Source organism: Nocardioides sp., assembly GCF_016462705.1.
Classification (GTDB): domain Bacteria; phylum Actinomycetota; class Actinomycetes; order Propionibacteriales; family Nocardioidaceae; genus Nocardioides.
This window is the reverse complement of record NZ_JAEMSS010000286.1, coordinates 1-3,369: the sequence shown is the minus strand read 5'-3', so window position 1 is coordinate 3,369 and position 3,369 is coordinate 1. Positions and strand designations below refer to the sequence as shown.

Sequence of the window (3,369 nt, the reverse complement as noted above, 5' to 3'; positions counted from 1 at the left end):
GGCCGGTGCCCGGGCTCGATCGGCAGCGTGGCCCGCACCCGCCAGCCGCCGCCGTCGGCGGGACCGGCCACCAGGGTGCCGCCGGCCGCCACCGCCCGCTCCCGCATGCCGAGGACGCCGCTGCCCGTGCCCGGGGCGGGAGCGGCGCCGCCGGCCGGGACCACGTTGCGGCCGTCGTCGCGGACGTCGACGACGATCCGGTCGCCGTCGCGGGTCACCCGGACCCGGGCCCGTGACCCGCTCGCGTGCCGGACGACGTTGGTGAGTGCCTCCTGCACGATCCGGTAGCCGGTGGTCGTCACCGTCGCGGGCAGGGACCGGACGGCCGGGTCGATGTCGACCTCCACCTCGACCCCGGCGGACCGCAGGCTCTCGCCGAGCTCGCCCAGGTCGTCGAGCTCGCGCAGGCCCGGTGTCGGCAGCACGGGGGCGGTGTCGTCGTCCTCGGGCGCCCGGATGGCGCCGAGCGTGGAGCGGAGGTCGTCGAGGGCCTCGCCACTGAGCTTCTTGATGTCCTGGAGGGTCCGGCGGGCCCGCTCGGGGTCCCGGTCGAGGAGGTGGGCGCCCACACCGGCCTGGACGTTGATCGCGACCATGGCGTGCGCGACCACGTCGTGCACGTCCCGGGCGATCCGCAGCCGTTCCTCGCCGACCCGGCGGCGGGCCTCCTCCTCGCGGGTGCGTTCGGCGGTCTCCGCCCGTTGCACGAGCGCGTCGTGGGCGGCGCGGCGCTCCCGGACGGCCGACCCCAGGAGCAGCGGGGCGGCCACGAAGACGAGGTTCTTGGGCACCTCGGAGGTCGCGATCTTCTCGTGGCCGAAGATCGCGATCGCCGCGACCACGAACGGCACCAGCGCCAGCCCCGCCAGGATCGTGGTCCGCCGGTTGGAGGCGAGCGCGAGGCTGTAGCCGGCGACCATGCTCGGGAACGGCACCGTCTGGTAGATGTCGGTCGTCGCCATCACGACGTAGAGCGTCGCCATGGCCAGGACCAGCGAGAGCACCGGGCGCTCGCGCCGCAGCAGCACCGGCAACGCCGCCAGGACGACCACGGACACCGACAGCGGGGAGATCCCGGTGCCGGCGTCCGCGGACCGCCAGAGCTCGGTCACCATCGCCGCGGCGAGACCGGCCGCCAGGACGACGTCGAAGGCCACCGTCCTCGGGTGCAGGTCCACCCGAGGACGGTAGGCCTCCGCGCGTACGACTGTCACTGCTCGCTGAGACCGATCCGGTCGTGCAGCCGGCGCAGCGGCATCGGCGCCCACCAGTTGTACTTCCCGAGCAGGCCCATCAGCGAGGGCACCAGCAGCGACCGGACCACGAACGCGTCGATGAGGACGCCGAACGCCGTCGCGATGCCGATCTGCTGGATGAACGAGATCGAGCTGGTGCTGAACGACCCGATCGCGACGGCCAGCAGGATCGCGGCGGCGGTCACCACCGCGCCGGTGCGCTGCACGCCGACGGCCACGGACTCGCGCTCGGACAGCCCGCCGTCCCGGATCTCCTTGATCCGGCCCAGCAGGAAGACCCCGTAGTCGGTGGAGAGCGCGAAGATCAGCGCGGCCGTGACCAGGAAGTCGGTCGGCTCGATCCCGCCGTTGGGCGTGTAGTTGAGCAGCCCGGTCAGCCGGCCGTCCTGGTAGACGAACGTCAGCACCCCCAGGCTGGCGGCCACGGTCAGCGCGTTCATGATCACCGCCTTGACGGGGAGCACGACCGACCCCGTCATCAGCCAGAGCACCACCATCGTCAGCAGCACGAGGAGGCCGGCGGCCAGCGGCAGCCGGCTGCCGATGGCGTCCTGCTGGTCGACGAAGTCCGCCGCGGGACCGGCGACCAGTGCGTCGACCCCGCCGGCCCCGTCCAGCGCGCGGGTGTCCTCGACCAGCCGCTGCGCCACCGCTCCCTCGGGCTCGCCCTCGGCGGACACGTCGAGCTGCCAGGTCGTCTCGTCGAGCTGCACCGGCGTGCCGGGGGCGACCACGCCGGGGAGCGCGTTGACCTCCTCGGCGTACGCCGTGACAGCGCCGGCGTCGCCCGCCGACCCGGCAGACCCGTCGGTGGTGACCGCGATCGTCATCGCGCTCGAGCCGGTGCCGCCGAAGTCGCTCGCGACGGCGTCGGCCACGGTCCGCGAGCTCTGGTCGGTGGGGATGACGGTGCTGTCGATGGGTGTCCACTCGGCGCGGAGCGCGGGCGCGGCCAGGGCGAGCATGACCACGCCGGTGGTCAGGGCGACCGCACCGGGCCGGCGCATCACCGCCTGCGAGAGCCGGTACCACCGGCCGGTGTCCTCGGCGGTGGCCGGACGCCTGCGTGCCAGCTTGGCGCCCCACAGGCCGAACATCGCGGGGGAGACGACCAGGGCCGCGGTCGCGGCGACCACCGCGACGACGGCGCCGGCGATGCCCATCGACTTGATGAACCCGAGCGGGAACACCGTGAGCGCGGCGAGCGCGACCGCGACGGTGGCCGCGGAGAAGGCCACGGTCCGGCCGGCGGTGCGCATCGTCTTCGCGATCGCACCGGCGGTCGGTCCCTGCACGGCCAGCTCCTCGCGGTAGCGGGTCACCAGGAACAGGGTGTAGTCGATGGCCAGGCCGAGACCGAGACCGATCACCAGGTTGAGCGCGAACACGCTCATGCCGTAGACCGCGTTGACACCGGTCAGCACCAGGAACGTCCCGAGCACCGTGGTGACGCCGACCACCAGCGGCATCAGCGCCGCCCGGCCGCGGAAGAAGAGCAGGGACAGGACGAGCAGGATCGGGAAGGCGAACAGCTCGGCGCGGGCGAGGTCCTCGCTGATCGTGCTGCCGAGCTGGAAGCCGACCACGGCCGAGCCGCCGACGGTGACGTCGTCCTGGCCCTCGAAGGTGTCGAGCACCGACTCCGCGAGAGCGTCCTCGTCAGCGCCCGCCACGAGGGTCCCGAGCACCAGGACCTGCGTGCCCTCGGCCGAGACCAGGCCGGCCGGGTCGCCGCGGGTCGTGGTCGGCGAGGTCACCTCGGCGACGTCCGGTTCGGCGGCCAGGGCCGCGGTGACCTCGGCGACCCGGTCGGCGTCGGCGGTCGGTCCGTCGGGGGTGTCCACCAGCAGGACGACGCCGGGGTTCGGGGACCGGCCGGAGGCCGTCTCGAGCCGCTCGATGGCCCGCACCGAGTCGGCGTCCTCGGTGGCGAAGCCTCCCGACGACTCGAGCGACCCCGCGACCGGGCCGCCGAAGAACCCGGCCACCAGGACGAACAGGAAGACGGCCAGCAGGCTGCGCCGCGGGCGCGAGCTGAGGAGTCGGGTCAGGCGTCCGATCCGCTCCGGGCCGCCGGTCTCGACGGTCTCGCGGTCGGGGGTGGGGCTGGGAG

The 3,369-nt window shown here is 74.0% G+C and carries 2 protein-coding genes; both read right to left on the bottom strand.

What is annotated here, in order from left to right:
- A partial coding sequence (locus JHD21_RS21525) for a sensor histidine kinase (protein ID WP_292679558.1) occupies positions 1-1,178 on the bottom strand: 1,178 nt, incomplete at its 3' end.
- 32 nt (positions 1,179-1,210) lie between these two features.
- A partial coding sequence (locus JHD21_RS21520) for an MMPL family transporter (protein ID WP_292679556.1) occupies positions 1,211-3,369 on the bottom strand: 2,159 nt, incomplete at its 5' end.